This is a genomic window from Burkholderia sp. SCN-KJ (genome assembly GCF_024656005.1).
GTDB lineage: Bacteria > Pseudomonadota > Gammaproteobacteria > Burkholderiales > Burkholderiaceae > Burkholderia.
Genome location: NZ_JANKOG010000026.1, coordinates 20,029 through 37,329 on the forward strand (window position 1 = coordinate 20,029; position 17,301 = coordinate 37,329).

Below are 17,301 nucleotides of genomic sequence, written 5' to 3' on the forward strand. Positions count from 1 at the left end.
TTGAGATGAACCAGCAAACGGCTGCGGCCCAAGCGAGCGGCGCGGAATACGCCGCCGGGACTTCGCTGCTCGACGACATCGTCGAGAAGAGCAAGGTCGCGAAATCCGATTCCGAGCATGCACGTGCGAAGGACCTGATCGGCGAACTCGTGCACCAGGTGCTCGACGGCACGGTGATCGTGTCGGACAACCTGTCGGCGACGATCGACGCGCGCGTCGCGGAACTCGATCGCCTGATCTCCACGCAGCTGTCCGCGGTGATGCATGCGCCGGAATTCCAGCGCCTCGAAAGCACGTGGCGCGGGATGGATTACCTGGTCAAGGAAAGCAACACCGGTCAGACGATCAAGATCAAGGCGCTGCACGCACCGAAGCGCGACCTCGTGCGCGACTTCAAGGGCGCGAGCGAGTTCGACCAGAGCGCGCTGTTCAAGAAGGTCTACGAAGAAGAGTTCGGCACGTTCGGCGGCTCGCCGTTCGGTGCGCTGATCGGCGATTACGAGATCTCGCGCCAGCCGGAAGACATGTACTTCATCGAGCAGATGTCGCACGTCGCGGCGGCCGCGCACGCGCCGTTCATCGCGTCGGCGTCGCCGGAGCTGCTCGGCCTCGAGTCGTTCTCCGACCTCGGCAAGCCGCGCGATCTCGGCAAGGTGTTCGACACCGTCGAATACGCGAAGTGGAAGTCGTTCCGCGATTCGGAGGACTCGCGCTACGTCGGCCTCACGCTGCCGCGCTTCCTCGGCCGCCTGCCGTTCAATCCGAAGGACGGCCAGACCGCGGAGAACTTCAACTTCGTCGAGGACGTCGACGGCACCGAGCACGACAAGTACCTGTGGTGCAACGCAGCGTGGGCCTTCGCGGCACGCCTGACGGCCGCATTCGACGACTTCGGCTGGTGCGCGGCGATCCGCGGCGTCGAGGGCGGCGGTCTCGTCGAGGACCTGCCGACGCACACGTTCAAGACCGACGACGGTGAAGTCGCGCTGAAGTGCCCGACCGAAATCGCGATCACCGATCGCCGCGAGAAGGAGCTGAGCGACCTCGGCTTCATCCCGCTCGTGCATTGCAAGAACTCGGATTACGCTGCGTTCTTCGCCGCGCAATCGGTGCAGAAACCGAAAAAATACAGCACCGACAGCGCGAATGCGAACGCCGTCCTGTCCGCCCAGCTTCAGTACATCTTCTCGGTATCGCGCGTTGCGCACTACCTGAAGGCGATGATGCGGGACAAGATCGGCAGCTTCGCATCGGCGCAGAATGTAGAGACTTTCCTCAACCGGTGGATTTCGCAATACGTCCTGCTCGACGACAACGCGTCGCAGGAACAGAAGGCGCAATTTCCGCTGCGCGAGGCATCCATACAAGTGTCGGAGATTCCGGGCAAGCCGGGCTCGTATCGTTCGGTCGCGTTCCTGCGTCCGCACTTTCAGCTCGACGAACTCTCGATTTCTCTGCGACTTGTCGCTGATCTGCCCAAACCGGCAAATTCATAAGCGAGTAAATCGCCCGGGCGGGCCGCCTGGGTAGGACGTTAAAACCACCTCTTTGGGGAGTCGAAGGGCCATGTTACATATGCACCTGCAGTTTGGTAGTCCGGCGGTGAAGGGCGAATCCGCGGACAAAGACCATCAAGGCTGGATCGAGCTGAAATCGTGGGATCACTCGATCGTTCAGCCGCGTTCGGCAACGGCATCGACCGCAGGCGGTCACACGATGACGCGCTGCGAGCACGGCGACATGATTTTCACGAAGGAAATCGATTCGTCGAGCCCGCTGCTGTACCAGCACGCATCGGGCGGCACCACGTTCGACGAAGTGACGGTCCATTTCTCGCGCGCGGACGGTGAAGGCAAGCGCGTGCAGTATCTGGAAGTGAAGCTCAAGTACGTGATCATCTCGAGCATCGCGCCGAGCGTTCGCGAAGAAGGTCTGCCGCTCGAGACGTTCTCGCTGAAGTACGCGGCCGTGCAGTGGAAGCAGACCCAGCAGAAGATCGGCGGCAACCAGGGCGGCAACACGCAAGGCGCCTGGAGCCTGACGAAGAACGACAAGACCTACGCGGTCTAAGGTCGGTTGCGGCAACGGGGCGCTCGGCGTCCCGTTGCCGTTTTCGCTGTGCACGCCGGCCGATGAAACGATTCGAACCCAGTTTTCTCGACAAGCTGTTCGACGACGAACCGCATCTGCCGGCCTCGGCCGCGATGCGGCAATTGTCGCTGGACGAGCTCAAGAACACGGTCGCCCGCGACGTCGAGGCGATCCTCAACACCCGTATCGCGCACACCGAAATCGAGCTGGCCGCGCTGCCGGAATGCCAGAAGTCGGTGCTGACCTACGGGCTGAACGATTTCGCGGGGCTGAGCCTCGCGAGTCACTATGACCGCGCGTTCATCTGCAAGTCGATCCAGCAGGCCATCGCGCGCCACGAGCCGCGGCTGCAGCAGGTGCAGGTGACGTTCGAGCTGAACGAGCAGTCGACCAACGCGCTTTACTTCGCGATCCAGGCGCTGCTCGTCGTGCACCCGGCCGAAGAGCCGGTGAGTTTCGATGCGATGCTGCAGCCGTCGACGCTGCAGTATTCGGTCACGCGCGCACGCGCGGCCAGAATGCTGTGAATCGAGCTGCCGAGCGGGCCGGACCGCCCGGTGGTGGATCAGGGTCCGGCAGGAAATATTGAGGTTCGGGGTCGTCGATGGAAGAATTGCTGCCGTATTACGAGCGCGAATTATCGTTTTTGCGGCGCTATTCGCGAGATTTCGCCGAGCGCTATCCGAAGATCGCCGCGCGGCTCGCGTTGTCGGGCGAGCACTGCGAGGATCCGCACGTCGAGCGGATGATCGAGTCGTTCGCGCTGCTCGGCGCGCGCATCAACAAGAAGCTCGACGACGACTACCCGGAATTCACCGAAGCGCTGCTGGAAGTGCTGTATCCGCACTACCTGCGGCCGTTCCCGTCGTGCTCGATCGCGCAGTTCACGCCGGCGTCGCCCGGCCAGCAGACCGAACCGGTCGTGATCGACCGCGGTACCGAGCTGAAGAGCCGCCCGATCCGCGGCGTGCAGTGCCGGTTCCGCACCGCCTACGACGTGACGCTCGCGCCGATCCGCATCTCGGAGGCGCGCTACACGCCGGTCGCGCTCGCGCCGAGCGCGACGGTGCTGCCGTCCAATGCGACGGGCGTGATCTCGATCACGTTCGAATCGCTCGCCGCGCAGCTCGATCTCGGCGCGCTGAAGCTGGCGACGCTGCGCGCGCACCTGCACGGCGAGCAGTCGTTCGTCGCCGCGCTGACCGACTGCCTGTTCGTCAACGTGCTCGGCGCGTACGTCGAGCCCGAGCGCAACGGCCGCTGGACCGCGCTGCGCAAGCTGCCGATCGCGCACGCCGGCTTCGACGAGGACGACGCGCTGATCGACTACCCGGCGAAGTCGCACCCCGCGTATCGCCTGCTCACCGAATACTTCGCGTTCCCCGACAAGTTCGATTTCGTCGATTTCGACCTTGCGGCGATCGCGCGCGCGTCGGGCCGCTGCCAGCGCGCGACGCTGCATCTGGTGCTGCAGGACGTGCGCAGCGATTCGCACGTCGCGCGGCTGCTCGAGCTGCTGACGGCCAGCCATTTCCGGCTGTTCTGCACGCCGATCGTCAACCTGTTCCGCCAGCACGGCGAGCCGATCCGCATCACGCACCGCGCGGTGTCGTACCCGGTAATCGCCGAAGCGCGCCGCGCGTTCGCGTACGAGGTGTACTCGATCGATTCGGTGAAGCTCGTCCGGCAGCAGGCGCATGAAGAATCGGTGATCGAGTTCCGGCCGTTCTATTCGCTGCATCACGGCGAATCGGCACGGATCGGTCACTACTGGTTCGCACGCCGCAACGACTGGGTCGCGCAGAAAAGCCCCGGCTACGAAACCGAGATCTCGATCGTCGACATCGACTTCGAGCCGACCTCGCCGCAGACCGACACGCTGAGCCTCGACCTCACCTGCACGAACCGCGACCTGCCGGCGATGCTCGCCTTCGGCCTCGAAGGCGGCGACCTGTTCCAGGAAGGCGGCGCGCAGACGAGCGGCATCTCGATGCTGCGGCGCCCGACGCAGAGCGTGCGCTTCGAGCGCGGCCGCGCCGCGCACTGGCGGCTCGTGTCGCATCTCGCGCTCAACCACGTGTCGCTGGTCGCGCACGGGCTCGCACCGCTGAAGGAAATGCTGACGCTGTACGACCTGCGGCGCACCGCCGTGTCGATGCGCCAGATCGACGGCCTCGCCGGCGTCGAGCAGCGCGGCGCCGTGCAGTGGTTGCCCGGCAAGCCGTTCGCGACCTTCGTGCGCGGCATCGAGATCCGCCTGACGATCGACGAGGAGCACTTCGTCGGCGCGAGCCTCGCATCGTTCGTACGCGTGCTCGATAGCTTCTTCGGGCTGTACGTCCATCTCAACAGTTTCGTTCAACTAGTCGTGGTGTCGAAGCGCACCGGCGAGGAGATCATTCGATGCAAGCCCCGCACCGGCGAATCGATCCTGGCGTAGTCGACGCGCTGCTCGACGAGCCGCACCGCTTCGAGTTCTTCCAGGCGGTGCGCGTGCTCGAAGGGCTGTTTGCGCGGCAGGCGTCCGATGCCCCCGGTGCGTGGCGGCAGGGCGACGTCGTCGCGCAGCGCATCGAATTCCGCAACACGCTGTCGCTCGGCTTTCCGCCGAGCGAGATCGAAGGCGCCCGCTCGTTCGACGACGACGGCACGCTGCTCGACTCGGGCGAGGATCGCGGTGCCGCGCTCGCGGCCGGCGAGCTCGGTCACGTCGAACTGACACCCGCATTCTTCGGGCTGCTCGGCGGGCAGGGCGCGCTGCCGCTGCACTACACCGAGCAGATCGTCGCGCGCGAGCACCTGAAGCGCGACCACGCGGCGCGCGCCTTCTTCGACGTGTTCTCGAACCGCGCGACCGCGCTGTTCTACGCGGCGTGGAAGAAATACCGGCTGCCGTTCCATTACGAACTCGACCGCGACGAGCGCTACCTGCCGCTCCTGCTCGCGATCGCCGGCGTGCCGAGCGACGAGGTGCGCGACAGCCTCGCGGCCGGCGCGGGCGGCGTGCTCGACGAGGCCGTCGCCGGCTACGCGCTCGCCGCGCGGCACCGGCCGATGTCGGCCGCCTACCTGCAGCGCACGCTGTCCGATTACTTCCGCGTGCCGGTGAAGATCGACCAGTTCGTCGGCAAGTGGTACGACGTGCCGCCCGACCAGCTGAGCGTGCTCGGCGAGGTCAACGCGGTGCTCGGCGCGACGGCGCTCGTCGGTGAACGCGTATGGCAGCGCGACATGCGCGCGCGGATCGTCGTCGGCCCGCTGTCCAAGCGCGACTACGAGGCGTTCCTGCCCGGCGGCGCGCAGGCCGTCGCGCTCGAACGCATGCTGACGCTGCTCGCTGGCGTCACGCTCGAATACGAGGTGAAGCTCGTGCTGAAACGCACCGAGGTCGGCGCGAGCGTGCTCGGCGCGGGCTCGCGGCTCGGCTGGGACGCGTTCCTCTGCACCCGCGACGCGGCCGAAGACCGCTCGGACGCCCGCTACGAACTGCACGTGATTCACTGATTCCGAACGACAACAAACAATCGAACCTGAGATCGACGCCATGAGCACGCCTCTGAAGACCCTGATCACGAAACTGAACCCGCTGTGCCGGCACGCGACCGAGCGCGCGGCGAGCGCGTGCCTGGCGCGCGGCCATTACGAGGTCGATCTGGAGCATCTGCTTCTCGCGCTGCTCGACCAGGCGACGGGCGACCTGCCGCTCGCGTTGCGTGCGAGCCGCGTCGATCCGCATGCGCTGCGCGCCGATCTCGAGCGCGAACTCACGCGCCTGAAGACGGGCAACACGCGCACGCCGGTGTTTTCCGTGCACCTGATCGCGCTGTTCGAACAGGCCTGGTTGATCGCGTCGCTCGATTCGCAGCTCGGCCGCATCCGTTCGGGGCACCTGCTGCTCGCGCTGCTGACCGCGCCCGATCTCGCGCAGTTCGCGCAGCGCATGTCGTCGCAGTTCGCGGAAATGAACGTGACGGACCTGAAGCACAAGTTCGACGAGATCATGGCCGGTTCGAGCGAGGCCGAGCCGCGCCAGGCGGATGCGGAAGGCGGCGACGTCGCGCCGGCCGCCGACGGCGCCGCGCCCGCGGCCGGCCCGTCGAAGACGCCCGCGCTCGACACGTATACGACCAACCTCACGCAGCGCGCGCGTGACGGCAAGATCGACCCGGTGATCGGCCGCGAAGCCGAGATTCGCCAGGCGATCGACATCCTGATGCGCCGCCGCCAGAACAACCCGATCATGACCGGCGAGGCCGGCGTCGGCAAAACGGCGGTCGTCGAGGGCCTCGCGCTGCGGATCGCGGCCGACGATGTGCCGCCGCCGCTGCGCGGCGTCGCGCTGCACGTGCTGGACATGGGCCTGCTGCAGGCCGGCGCGAGCGTGAAGGGCGAGTTCGAGAACCGCCTGAAGAGCGTGATCGACGAGGTGAAGAAGAGTGCGCATCCGATCATCCTGTTCATCGACGAGGCACACACGATCATCGGCGCGGGCGGCCAGGCCGGCCAGAACGACGCGGCGAACCTGCTGAAACCGGCGCTCGCGCGCGGCGAGCTGCGCACGATCGCCGCGACGACCTGGAGCGAATACAAGAAGTACTTCGAGAAGGATGCGGCGCTCGCGCGGCGCTTCCAGGTCGTGAAGGTCGAGGAGCCGAGCGAGCCGCTCGCGGCCGCGATGCTGCGCGGGATGTCCGGGTTGATGGAGAAGCACTTCAACGTGCGCATTCTCGACGATGCGATCACCGAGGCCGTGCGCCTGTCGCATCGCTACATCAGCGGCCGTCAGCTGCCGGACAAGGCGATCAGCGTGCTCGACACCGCGTGCGCGAAGGTCGCGCTCGCGCACAGCGCGACGCCGGCGGCGATCGACGACACGAAGAAGCGCATCGAGCGCATCGACGCGGAAATCGCGTCGCTGGAGCGCGAAGCAGCGGGCGGCGCCGCGCACGACGAGCGCCTGGGCGAGCTGCGCGGCGCGCGCGACACGGCGCTCGCACAATTGACCGAGGACGAAGCGCGCTATGAAGCCGAGCGCGCGATCGTCGTCGAGATCACCGAACTGCGCGACACGCTCGACCGGGCGCGCGGCCCGTCGGAAGACGGCGAGCCGGTCGACGTGCCGGCCACGCGCGAGAAGCTGGCCGAACGCGTCGCGGCGCTGCACGCGCTGCAGGGCGGCGAGCCGATGGTGCCGCTGCAGGTCGACGGCCACGTCGTCGCCGAGATCGTCGCCGCGTGGACGGGCATTCCGCTCGGCCGGATGGTGAAGGACGAGATCGACACCGTGCTGAACCTGCAGCCGCTGTTGACCGCGCGCGTGATCGGCCAGGACCATGCGCTCGACGCGATCGCGCAGCGCGTGCGCACGGCGACCGCGAACCTCGAGGATCCGAACAAGCCGCGCGGCGTGTTCATGTTCGTCGGGCCGTCGGGCGTCGGCAAGACCGAGACGGCGCTCGCGCTGGCCGACATCCTGTACGGCGGCGAGCGCAAGATGGTCACGCTCAACATGAGCGAGTACCAGGAAGCGCACAGCGTGTCGGGCCTGAAGGGCTCGCCGCCGGGCTACGTCGGCTACGGCGAGGGCGGCGTGCTGACCGAGGCCGTGCGCCGCAACCCGTATTCCGTCGTGCTGCTCGACGAGGTCGAGAAGGCGCATCCGGACGTGCTCGAGATGTTCTTCCAGGTGTTCGACAAGGGCACGATGGACGACGCCGAAGGGCGCGAGATCGACTTCCGCAACACGCTGATCATCCTGACGTCGAACGTCGGATCGGCTGCGGTGATGCAGGCGTGCCTGAACAAGCCGGCCGAGGAACTGCCCGATCCGGACGCACTCGCCGAGGCGCTGCGCCCGCAGCTGTACAAGACGTTCAAGCCGGCGTTCCTCGGCCGGATGAAGGTCGTGCCGTACTACCCGATTTCCGACGACGTGCTGGCCGAGATCATCGAGCTGAAGCTCGAACGGATCCGTCGCCGCATCGAAGCGAACCACAAGGCCGCGTTCGAGTGGGACGAATCGCTCGTCGACGCGGTGCTCGCGCGCTGCACCGAGGTCGATTCGGGTGCCCGCAACGTCGACCACATTTTGAACGGCACGCTGCTGCCGGAGATCGCGGGCCACGTGCTCGGCCGGATCGCCGACGGTGCGGCCATCGCGCGCATCGCCGTGCGCGCGGACGAGGCCGGCGAATTCGCCTATACGGTCGAATGAGCCTCCGCACGCGACATCTCATGCATCAACGGATTCACTGAACCATGCCGATCAATCTCCCCGAGCTGCTGACGCCGATCAGCGATGCGTCGCCCAGCGGCGACGACCTGCTGTTCTCGAACGAATTCGACGCGATCCAGGACGCGCGGCGCTACGACGATCCGACGCTCGACCAGGGCGAGTGGGTGACCGAGATCAAGGAGGCCGACTGGGGCTTCGTCGTCGATCACGCGGGCGCGCTGCTGCGCACGCGCACCAAGGACCTGCGGCTCGCCGTATGGCTGACCGAGGCGCTCGCGCTGGAGGACGGCATCACCGGCCTCACCGAAGGCTATGCGCTGCTGGAAGGCCTGTGCCGCGACTACTGGGACACCGTGCATCCGCTGCCGGAAGGCGACGACGTCGAATACCGGCTCGGCAACATCGCGTGGCTGTCCGGCCGCACGGCCGAGCTGCTGCGCGGCATTCCGGTGACCGACGGCGCATCGAACGCGTTCACCACGCTCGACTGGGAAGTCGCGCAGCATGTGGCGCAGGCCGTGAAGCGCGATCCGGAACACGCGGACGACATCGCGCGCGGCAAGCCGTCGGTCGAGCAGGTCGATGCGTCGCGGCGCGTGACGTCGATCGCGTTCTACACGACGCTGCTCGCGAACCTGAAGGCGTTCGAAATCTCGCTCGACGCGTTCGAGGAGCGGCTCGTCGAACGCGCCGGCGATTCGGCGCCGAGCTTCCGGCAGACGCGCGACGCGTTCGAGACCGTGTACCGGCTCGTCGAGCGCTTCGCGCGCGAGCAGGGCTATACGGGCAGCGCGCCGCATGCGCCGTCGGCGCCGCAGGCGCAGCCCGAGCGCATCGAGCCGAGCTTCGGCGACGCGTTCCACACCGAGGAGACCCATGTGCAGTCGCAGACCGCTCCGCGTCCGCCGGTGACGCAAATGATCGCCGGCATCCAGAACCGTGCGCAGGCCGTCGACCAGCTGCGTGCGGTCGCGCGCTACTTCCGCCAGACCGAGCCGCACAGCCCGGTCGCGTATCTCGCGGACAAGGCCGCCGAATGGGCCGACATGCCGCTGCACAAGTGGCTCGAGAGCGTCGTGAAGGACGACGGGTCGCTGTCGCACATCCGCGAGCTGCTGGGGGTGAGGCCCGACGAGCAGTCGTGAGCCGCCGTTTTTTGACCTGAGAGCGCGGGCCCGGCGGGCTCGCGATGAACGAGAAGAAGGGTGACGCATGAACGTGACCGAACTGGCACAGGCGATTCGTGGTGGCCTGATCCAGCAGGATCGGCTGCTGAAGACGGACATCCCGTCGCTGCCGAACAATGCGCTCGTGCCGCGCCGCGCCGTGACCCGTTCGGCGCTCGGCCGCGATTTCAGCGTGGCGCTCGACCTGGTGTCCACCGCGAGCGACGTCGAGCTCAAGACGCTGATCGCGCAGCCGATCACGCTGTGGATCCAGCAGGCGGACAAGTCGTATCTGCCGATCAACGGCTATGTCCATACGGCGCGACGGCTCGGCGCCGACGGCAGCCTGTCGAGTTACCAGCTGCGCTTCGCGTCGTGGATGCATTTCCTCAAGTTCCGCAGCGACATGCGGTACTGGCAGGACCAGCCGGTCGACGCGATTCTCTCCGACGTGTTCGATACGCATCCGCAGGCCAGGGGCCGATACCAGTTCGCGTTGTCGAAACCGTTGCCGTCCCGGTCGTACTGTCGCCAGAGCGAAACCGACTGGAACTTCGTGCATCGGCTGATGGAGGACGAAGGGTTGTTCGGGTTCTGGCGGCACAGCGAAGACGGGAAGGCGCATACGCTCGTCATCACCGACGACGTGCATGCGGTCGATGCGCTGTCGCCGAATGTCGTCACGTTCGATCGTTCCGGCAGCGGCACCGAAACCGCCGGGTTCACGCAATGGACCGCATCGCGGACGTTGCAAAGCACGCTGCACACGACGCGCACGTTCGACTACAAAGCGCCGTCGTCGGCGGGCAATCCGAACGGCACGTCGCTGCCGACCAAGGCCGGCCAGGGCGACCTGCCGGGCCAGGCGGAAATCTACGAATACACCGGCGCGTACACGTATCCGGGCCAGGACCGCGGCGAACACCTGTCGAAGATTCGTCTCGAGGAATGGGAGTCGCGCGCGAAGCGCTTCTTCGGCGTGGGCGGCGTACGCGCGATCGATGCCGGCCGGCGCTTCACGCTGAGCGGTCATCCCGAGCACGATCGCGATTCGGCGGGCGAGCGCGAGTTCGCGGCCATCGGCGTCACGCGGTACATCGAGAACAATCTGCCGGTTTCGGACCACGAAGCGAGTTTTCCGCATAGCCTGCAGGACCAGCTGGCGCAGGTGAAGGCCGGTCACGGGGAAGCGGCGGCGTTCGAAGTTGGGCATGACGACGGCTCTGCCGGGTTCTATCTCGTCGAGGTCGAAGCGCAGCGCGCGAGCGTGCCGTACCGCAGCCCGTTCGAGCATCGCAAGCCTGCGATGCAGCTCGAGACGGCGATCGTCGTCGGGCCGAAGGGCGAAGAGGTTTATACGGACGAGCTGAACCGGATCAAGGTCATGTTCGTCTGGGACCGCCAGAGCGAAGGCCGCGAGAACGCGTCGTGCTGGATGCGTGTCGTGCAGTCCGATACCGGCGGCGGGTACGGCGGCGTGCATATTCCGCGGGTCGGCGAGGAAGTGCTGATCGGCTACATCGGCGGCGACTGCGACCGGCCGATCGTCATGCATCGCGTGTACAACGGTGCGACCAGGCCACAGTGGCATAGCAACGGGATCCTGTCGGGCTTCCGGTCGAAGGAGTATGCGGGATCGGGGCACAACGAGATGGTGCTCGATGACGCGACCGGGCAGAACCGCGCGCGCCTGTTCAGCAGCAGCGCGAATTCGCTGCTTCACCTCGGCTATCTGATCGAGCAGAACGGGAACACGCGCGGTGCGTATCTCGGCTCCGGTTTCGACCTGCGCACGGATGCATACGGTGCGATGCGGGCCGGGCAGGGCCTGTACGTGACGACGCATCCGAAGCAGGCGAACAGCCAGCCACTCGACGTGAGTGAGGCGAAGCAGCAGCTTGGCAATGCCGAGGGGCTGATCGAATCGATGTCGCAGGTCAGCGAGATGCATCAGGCGGAGAGTCTCGGTACCGGTCGCGATGCGCTCAAGCAATTCGCCGAGGCGACGCAGAACAGCGTGGCGGGGGCAGCCTCGGGCGGCGGCAGGACTGCAGGCGGCGGGACGGGGAATGCGAATGCGTTCAAGGAGCCGGTGATGCTGTTCGCGAGCCCGGCGGGGATCGGGGTGGCGTCGCAGCAGTCGGTGCATCTGGCGAGCGACCGGCAGACCAATATCGTCAGTGGTCAAAGTACATTCATTACCAGCGGGAAGTCGCTGATCGCCGGCATCCGGGATCGCATCAGCCTGTTCGCGCAGAACGCCGGGATGAAGCTGTTCGCCGCGAAGGGCAAGGTCGAGGTTCAGGCGCATGCGGACAGCATCGAACTCACAGCGCAGAAGACCGTGAAGATGATGGCGGCGACCGAGGCCGTCGACGTGGCCGCGAAGCAGGAGATCCTGCTCACGTCGGGTGGCGCCTATATCCGGATCAAGGGCGGCAACATCGAGATTCACGCGCCGGGGAAGGTCGATTTCAAGGGCGCTCAACACCAGTTCAGCGGACCGACGAGCATGCAGTATCCGCTGCCCGCGATGCCGGGCGGCACGTGCAAGCAATGCGTGCTGAATGCACATAGCGGTCGTGAATCGATGGTTGAGGCGGATTGATGGACGAAGTCAACGATACGGGTGACACCATCGAGATGGCGGCGGATGGGCCCAATCCGCGCGAGCGTGAATGGCCGGCATTCGTGGAGACGCTGAAGGCATCGCTGGAGCACGAGGCCGGCGACGGCAGACCGATGCGTCTGTACGTGCTCGTCGACACGCGCGGTTATCAGGAGCTGGACACGCAGCTGGCAGCCGTGCGCGGCCTGCGTTACGCGTCCCTTTGGACCGATACCGGGCTGGATGCCTATACGGATATCGCACCGTATCTGATTGCGTTCGACAGTCGCGCACTCGACGGCGGGGATGCGGAGCAGCATCGCGTGCTGCGTCAACTATGGCTGGACGCCGTCGATCTGCATGCGGTGACGTGGTTGTGCTCGGCGTGGTCGTTCGACGCGCTGGATGCACATCTGCGCCAGTACGTGAAGTATGCGCTGCCGAACGGTCGCGCGTACTACCTGTTCTTCTTCGACAATCATGTATTCGGGCGGCTCCGACAGGTGTGGAGCGACACGCAGGCGCAGCGGTTCGTCGCGCCGTTTAGCGAGATCCGATATCGCGATCGTCGGCTCGACGAAGTCGTGTGGCGCAACGACACGCCGGCGGTTGAAGGTGTGATGTCGGCAAGCGACGCACCGGACCTCAGCGAGCGGCAGCACGCGCTACTGATCGAGCTCGGGTACCCGGACAAGCTCGTGCTGAAGTTTCGCGAGACGATGGCGGCGGTGGTCGATCACCTGTCCGATGCGGAACTCCATGATCAGGTTGTCGAGCAACTCGAACGCGCAGCAGCGCACGGGATTGCCGAAGAAGCGGAATTGCAGTGCTACGTGATGACGGGCGTGCTGGTTGCGCCCCGGTTCGACGAGCATCCGGCGGTGCGGGTGTGCCTTGGAGCCGTGGCTCATGGAGAGACGACGCTCAATGACGCGTTGGCGGCGATCGACGACGCGACATGGGATGCGATCCGCGATGCGCACGAGCGGGAATCGATGGAGGCGCTTCGTGGCGTGGCGTAGGTCCGCGCTGGCGATGTGCCTGCTTGCGGCGGCTTTGAGCGCGTGTGGCAAGTCGGAGCAGGTGTATAGCGGAATTTCGGTAATGGGTCGGAATTATCTGGCGTACAACATGAGCGGCTTCACCGTGATGGACGCGTTTGGAAACAAGGCAAGCGGGGGCGGGGACGACCCGCCGGGTGCAGGTGGGGGGGAGCGTGACGTGTTGCTACCAACTCAAGGGCGCCGAGTTCACGGTCGAATGGAAGTATTACGATGCAGACCGATGGACGATGGACGACTCGCACATGCAGGAGGTCGAGACAAAGGTCGTGATGCCACCGTCGGTCGTTCCTGAGCAGGTCGGCGCCCGCATTCTCGAAGTTCATTTCTATCCGGATCGTCACGTCGAGCTTCAATTTCCGGGCGAACTTCTCGACAAGTCGCGTATTCCGATCGTCGGGGTTTCCCGATGGATGGCGACTCGTTATCAGGCGCAACTGGATAGGAAATTTGCAGATACGGACGGGCAATCGCATCGTCGCATCGCGCGTGCAGTGGCTGCTGCATGGCTGAAATATCGGCTGACCGACTGGCGTGATCTCGAGCAATACGTGTACTTCGACCTGCTGGTGAACAGTCGATTCGATTCGCACCCGACGGTCCAGCGCATCTTGCAGACTGATGCCGGTCAACCCGGTACGTTCGCGAAGTCGATGCAGACCTTGTCGAAGAACGTGCTGTCGGCTTTGGCGAGCGGCCGCTTCGAACCCGTGGCTGTCCCGGCGCTTCCTGACGGCTTGCTGCCGTCACCGCGTGTGGACGAGGCGCGACATGGTTGATTTCGTGGAGAGAGGTTCGGGCTATGAGCGAAGGGCAGCTTACGTGACGGACGGAACGATACCGATGCGTGGGATAAGCCTGCAACGCATGCTGGACAATATTCGGAAGGAAAACATCAGTGAATAGCGCGACGGGATTTTCGGGGCTGGCGAGCCGTGTTCTGGCTGGGTGTCTGCTCGTGACGGCCATGGCGGCGTGTGGCAAGTCGGAGCCGACATATAGCGGCGTTTCGGTCATCGCTCACAACTATCTGCCGTACAACCTGGACGGATTCACGATCACCGATGCCCACGGAAACAAGGCGGGTGGCGGGAACAGCTTGCCGGGTGGTGGCGGCGGAGTGACATGTTGCTACAAGCTCCAGGGAACCGAGTTCACGGTCAAGTGGAATTACGTCGACGTCGACCAGTGGCATAAAGGCAATGAGGAAACGCTTCACGCCGAGGCAAAGGCGACGTTGCCCCCATCGCAGGTTCCGGAGAAGGTAGGCGATCGAATCCTCGAGGTTCACTTCTATCCGGATCGTCACGTCGAGCTTCAGTTTCCTGGCGCGTTGATGGACGAATCGCGTATTCCGATGATCGATGTTTCGCGCTGGATGGCGAGCAGGTATCAGGCGCAATTGAGCAAGCGGTACGACGAGCGTGAAGACCAGCAGTTTCGTCGTGTCGCTCGAGTTGTTGCGTTGGCATGGTTGAAGTACCGCCTCGTCGATCTCGACGATTTGAAGCAGTACGCTTACTACAACCTGCTCGTGAACAGTCGCTTCGACTCGCATCCGGAGATCCAGCGCATGTTGCAAGCGGATGCCGGCAAGCCAGGCGCTTTTGCGAAGTCCATGCAATCGTTGCCGAAGAATGTTCTGTCTGAATTGACGAGCGACAAGTTCGAACCGGTCGCAGTGCCACCCATATCCGACGGGCTGGTTCCGCCGCCGCGTGTCGAGGAGAAAAAGCATGGCTGAAAGAGTCAAACTCGATCCGGATGACGCGACGCCGACATCCGTATACGCCCAAATCGCAAACCAGAATGCGACGATGTACCCGAAGGGCGATTGCATGCCGTGCGGCGCGACGATTCGGATGGGCTTTTTCTTCGATGCATTCGGACGCCATCGCGATATCGACGATCCATCGAGTTCGCAATACTCCAATATCGCCCGGCTCTGGGAAGCGCATCGCGATATGGAGGATCCGAGACGGCCCGCGAATCAGTTCTGGTTTCGCTTCTATTATTCGGGATTGGGCACGCCCCTCAACGAGTCAGCCAAGGCCGAGGAATGGATCAATGCTGCCGTAGCCGCGAGCAAGATGGGGGGCAAGAAGGCGTTGAGCGGAGCGCAATCGGTCGCCAAGTCGTTCACGCGCGTCAATACGCCACTCAAGCAGGCCAGCGTAAAAAAACGTGTCGACGACGTAAAGAAGCAGCTCATCGATGGGTTCCTCGAGGGGGATTTCTCGCTTCGACCAATCGACAAGGCATTCCAGGATCTTCGGAAGGATATCGAACGCATTCCCGCTCAGGCGCGGCGTGTCATGAACGTCTTGAATGCATCGCCGGAGCGATACTGGGAACGAACCAAGGCGACCGGAACGCTGCTGTGGCGCAACGCGAAGAACGACTTCAAGAACAACGTCAAAGGCACTCCGATGAAGGCGGGCTGGGCGGTCGCTCGCAGCCTCTTTGTCGGTATAGCGATGGAGAACGTGCCGATCGTGCGTGACAATTCCGTCATGGCCAAAGCTTTCGGCACAGGTGTCGATACGCGGTTGATCGCGGCCAAGGACCAGTTCAAGACTGCGTACGAGGCCGTCAAGAGCCAGATGCCGAAAGTTCGGGCGATCGAGGTTTCGGTGTTCGGCGCGGATCGAGGGTGCGTGCTCGCACGTGCGTTCATCAACGATCTGGCGGAGAAATACAAGCGCAGGGACGACACGGATCTCGCTATTGACGGTGTGCCGATTCAGATCAAATTCGTCGGATTGCTCGATGCAGTTTCGTCCATCATGTCGGAGGAGGCCGGCGAGCTGATCGGAATGGTGCCTTATCTGGGTATGCTCAAAACCAGCTTCAAGGATCGTCCTCTCGCCATCCCGGCCAGTGTGCAGCGCTGCGTTCATTTTGCCGCTGCGCATGAGATGCGCTTCTATCAGCGACTCGACAGTCTCGAGAAAACCCGTGGCGAACAGTTTCTCTATCCGGGCACGAGCTGTGATGTCGTCGGCGGCGCGCCGAGCGGGGCCATGGGGCTCAATGCCGAATTGATGAGAGTCCCGCTGCAAGACATGTTGCTGGAAGCGATCAAGGCGGGCGCGGTCATGGACACCATGGAGGATCTGTACCTGTACAACGCGCCGGTGTTCAAGCGTTTCAAGCTCTCGGATCCGATCAAGTACGGTGGTAAGGAGTATCGAATCAAGGCGCTGGTCAACGCCTACCGCACCCTCGTCCCGCGCAAGCCCGGCGCCGACTTCATGGAGCATTCGAAAGTCTTCATGCGCTGGATCGCAGCCCGCTACATGGATCCCGACTTCCGCCGCACGATTGCCGACCCGGTTGCCGACTGGAAACGCAACATGAGCGACGCTGACCTGCAGCGCAAGACGGCGAAGTCGCAACTCGACTGGGAACTGCAGCGACAAGGCATCAACATGAGCATGCTGGCCAGCCGCAGCCAGGAGGACCAGGCGAAGCTGCGGGGCATGAAGGCAGCGAGCGACGCGGCACAAAAGCGCTATGAGAAGCTGATCGCGGAAGCGCCGAAGGACTATTCGACGGTCTGGGAGCGTCTCGAGAAGGAAGCGGCAAAGAAGCTGCGCCGCGCGTCGTATCAGGACGGCCTGAAGCAATCCGCCGAGCGTATCCGTAACATGCCGGATTCGTGGGACTCCAATAACAAGGCGAGCGCGGACGCGATCGAGGCGGCTATGCTGCCGGAAGCCGAGATGGAGCTGGTGTCGGCCTGGAAGGAAGGGGCCGAAGGCAAGCATCCGCTTCCGCAGGAAGTCATGGCGCTGTTCGACATGCTTGTCCACGATACGTTGTTGACGAGCTGGCAAGACCACGTGCTGGCGCCGTCACTGTACTTCCGCACTCGCGACAAGGATACGTTCGGGTCGAGCGATCTCGCAAAGGAAGCGAAGCAGCGCAAGAAAGACGATCTTGCCGCGGCACGTATCGACCAGGCGGCCAAGCAGAGCCAGGAATGGGCGCGGGGCTACAAGGGCGGCACAACTCCCCCCATTCATTGAGCGGCGTTGCTGGATGACGGAGCGCCAGCCTCGCTGTCTATCAGGGAAGAGCGCTCCGCGAGATGACCGCAATATTCGAATGCTGAACCGCCGAACATCGACTCACGGC

The 17,301-nt window shown here is 64.5% G+C and carries 11 protein-coding genes and 1 pseudogene; all 12 read left to right on the forward strand.

Annotated features, from left to right (window positions below):
• Positions 1 to 5: 5 nt before the first annotated feature.
• The 12 genes and pseudogenes from tssC (at position 6) to NQV17_RS31215 (ending at position 17,192) form a co-directional block, all read left to right on the forward strand.
• Entirely contained in the window at positions 6 to 1,496 is a 1,491-nt protein-coding gene (gene tssC / locus NQV17_RS31160) for a type VI secretion system contractile sheath large subunit (RefSeq protein ID WP_006751237.1), read from the forward strand.
• 70 nt (positions 1,497 to 1,566) lie between these two features.
• On the forward strand, positions 1,567 to 2,070 hold the full coding sequence (locus NQV17_RS31165; protein WP_006477093.1) for a type VI secretion system tube protein Hcp: 504 nt from the start codon (positions 1,567 to 1,569) through the stop codon (positions 2,068 to 2,070).
• A 62-nt stretch (positions 2,071 to 2,132) separates the two neighbouring features.
• The gene (gene tssE / locus NQV17_RS31170) at positions 2,133 to 2,618 is read left to right on the forward strand and encodes a type VI secretion system baseplate subunit TssE (protein ID WP_044845929.1); all 486 of its coding nucleotides are present in this window, start codon (positions 2,133 to 2,135) and stop codon (positions 2,616 to 2,618) included.
• A 77-nt stretch (positions 2,619 to 2,695) separates the two neighbouring features.
• On the forward strand, positions 2,696 to 4,531 hold the full coding sequence (tssF, locus tag NQV17_RS31175; RefSeq protein WP_257775213.1) for a type VI secretion system baseplate subunit TssF: 1,836 nt from the start codon (positions 2,696 to 2,698) through the stop codon (positions 4,529 to 4,531).
• Complete coding sequence (gene tssG, locus NQV17_RS31180) at positions 4,495 to 5,595, forward strand: type VI secretion system baseplate subunit TssG (RefSeq protein ID WP_257775214.1); 1,101 nt, start codon at positions 4,495 to 4,497, stop codon at positions 5,593 to 5,595. Before tssF ends, tssG begins: the two co-directional genes overlap by 37 nt.
• A gap of 40 nt (positions 5,596 to 5,635) precedes the next feature.
• The gene (tssH, locus tag NQV17_RS31185; protein WP_257775215.1) at positions 5,636 to 8,305 is read left to right on the forward strand and encodes a type VI secretion system ATPase TssH; all 2,670 of its coding nucleotides are present in this window, start codon (positions 5,636 to 5,638) and stop codon (positions 8,303 to 8,305) included.
• A 44-nt stretch (positions 8,306 to 8,349) separates the two neighbouring features.
• Positions 8,350 to 9,471 (forward strand): type VI secretion system protein TssA, encoded by a 1,122-nt coding sequence (gene tssA, locus NQV17_RS31190; protein ID WP_257775216.1) that lies wholly within the window; start codon positions 8,350 to 8,352, stop codon positions 9,469 to 9,471.
• Between the two features lie 67 nt (positions 9,472 to 9,538).
• Positions 9,539 to 12,100, forward strand: coding sequence for a type VI secretion system Vgr family protein (locus NQV17_RS31195; protein ID WP_257775217.1), 2,562 nt, complete (start codon positions 9,539 to 9,541; stop codon positions 12,098 to 12,100).
• Entirely contained in the window at positions 12,100 to 13,122 is a 1,023-nt protein-coding gene (locus tag NQV17_RS31200) for a DUF4123 domain-containing protein (RefSeq protein WP_257775218.1), read from the forward strand. The genes NQV17_RS31195 and NQV17_RS31200 overlap by 1 nt, the downstream gene beginning before the upstream one ends.
• Before the next feature lie 13 nt (positions 13,123 to 13,135).
• A pseudogene (locus NQV17_RS31205) lies at positions 13,136 to 13,940 on the forward strand (hypothetical protein).
• Positions 13,941 to 14,128: 188 nt separating this feature from the next.
• Positions 14,129 to 14,905 carry a DUF3304 domain-containing protein gene (locus tag NQV17_RS31210; protein WP_124487919.1) on the forward strand — a complete coding sequence of 259 codons (777 nt, stop codon included), beginning with the start codon at positions 14,129 to 14,131 and terminating at the stop codon, positions 14,903 to 14,905.
• A complete protein-coding gene (locus NQV17_RS31215; RefSeq protein ID WP_257775219.1) occupies positions 14,898 to 17,192 on the forward strand; it encodes a DUF2235 domain-containing protein in 2,295 nt (764 codons plus the stop codon). Before NQV17_RS31210 ends, NQV17_RS31215 begins: the two co-directional genes overlap by 8 nt.
• The last annotated feature ends 109 nt before the right edge of the window (positions 17,193 to 17,301 follow it).

Bases quoted from the DNA above. Each gene is read 5' to 3' on its own strand.
- NQV17_RS31195 (WP_257775217.1), top strand. From the start codon at position 9,539: ATGAACGTGACCGAACTGGCACAGGCGATTCGTGGTGGCCTGATCCAG.
- NQV17_RS31215 (WP_257775219.1), top strand. From the start codon at position 14,898: ATGGCTGAAAGAGTCAAACTCGATCCGGATGACGCGACGCCGACATCC.
- tssH (WP_257775215.1), top strand. From the start codon at position 5,636: ATGAGCACGCCTCTGAAGACCCTGATCACGAAACTGAACCCGCTGTGC.
- tssG (WP_257775214.1), top strand. From the start codon at position 4,495: ATGCAAGCCCCGCACCGGCGAATCGATCCTGGCGTAGTCGACGCGCTG.
- NQV17_RS31165 (WP_006477093.1), top strand. From the start codon at position 1,567: ATGTTACATATGCACCTGCAGTTTGGTAGTCCGGCGGTGAAGGGCGAA.
- tssE (WP_044845929.1), top strand. From the start codon at position 2,133: ATGAAACGATTCGAACCCAGTTTTCTCGACAAGCTGTTCGACGACGAA.
- NQV17_RS31210 (WP_124487919.1), top strand. From the start codon at position 14,129: ATGGCGGCGTGTGGCAAGTCGGAGCCGACATATAGCGGCGTTTCGGTC.
- tssA (WP_257775216.1), top strand. From the start codon at position 8,350: ATGCCGATCAATCTCCCCGAGCTGCTGACGCCGATCAGCGATGCGTCG.
- tssC (WP_006751237.1), top strand. From the start codon at position 6: ATGAACCAGCAAACGGCTGCGGCCCAAGCGAGCGGCGCGGAATACGCC.
- tssF (WP_257775213.1), top strand. From the start codon at position 2,696: ATGGAAGAATTGCTGCCGTATTACGAGCGCGAATTATCGTTTTTGCGG.
- NQV17_RS31200 (WP_257775218.1), top strand. From the start codon at position 12,100: ATGGACGAAGTCAACGATACGGGTGACACCATCGAGATGGCGGCGGAT.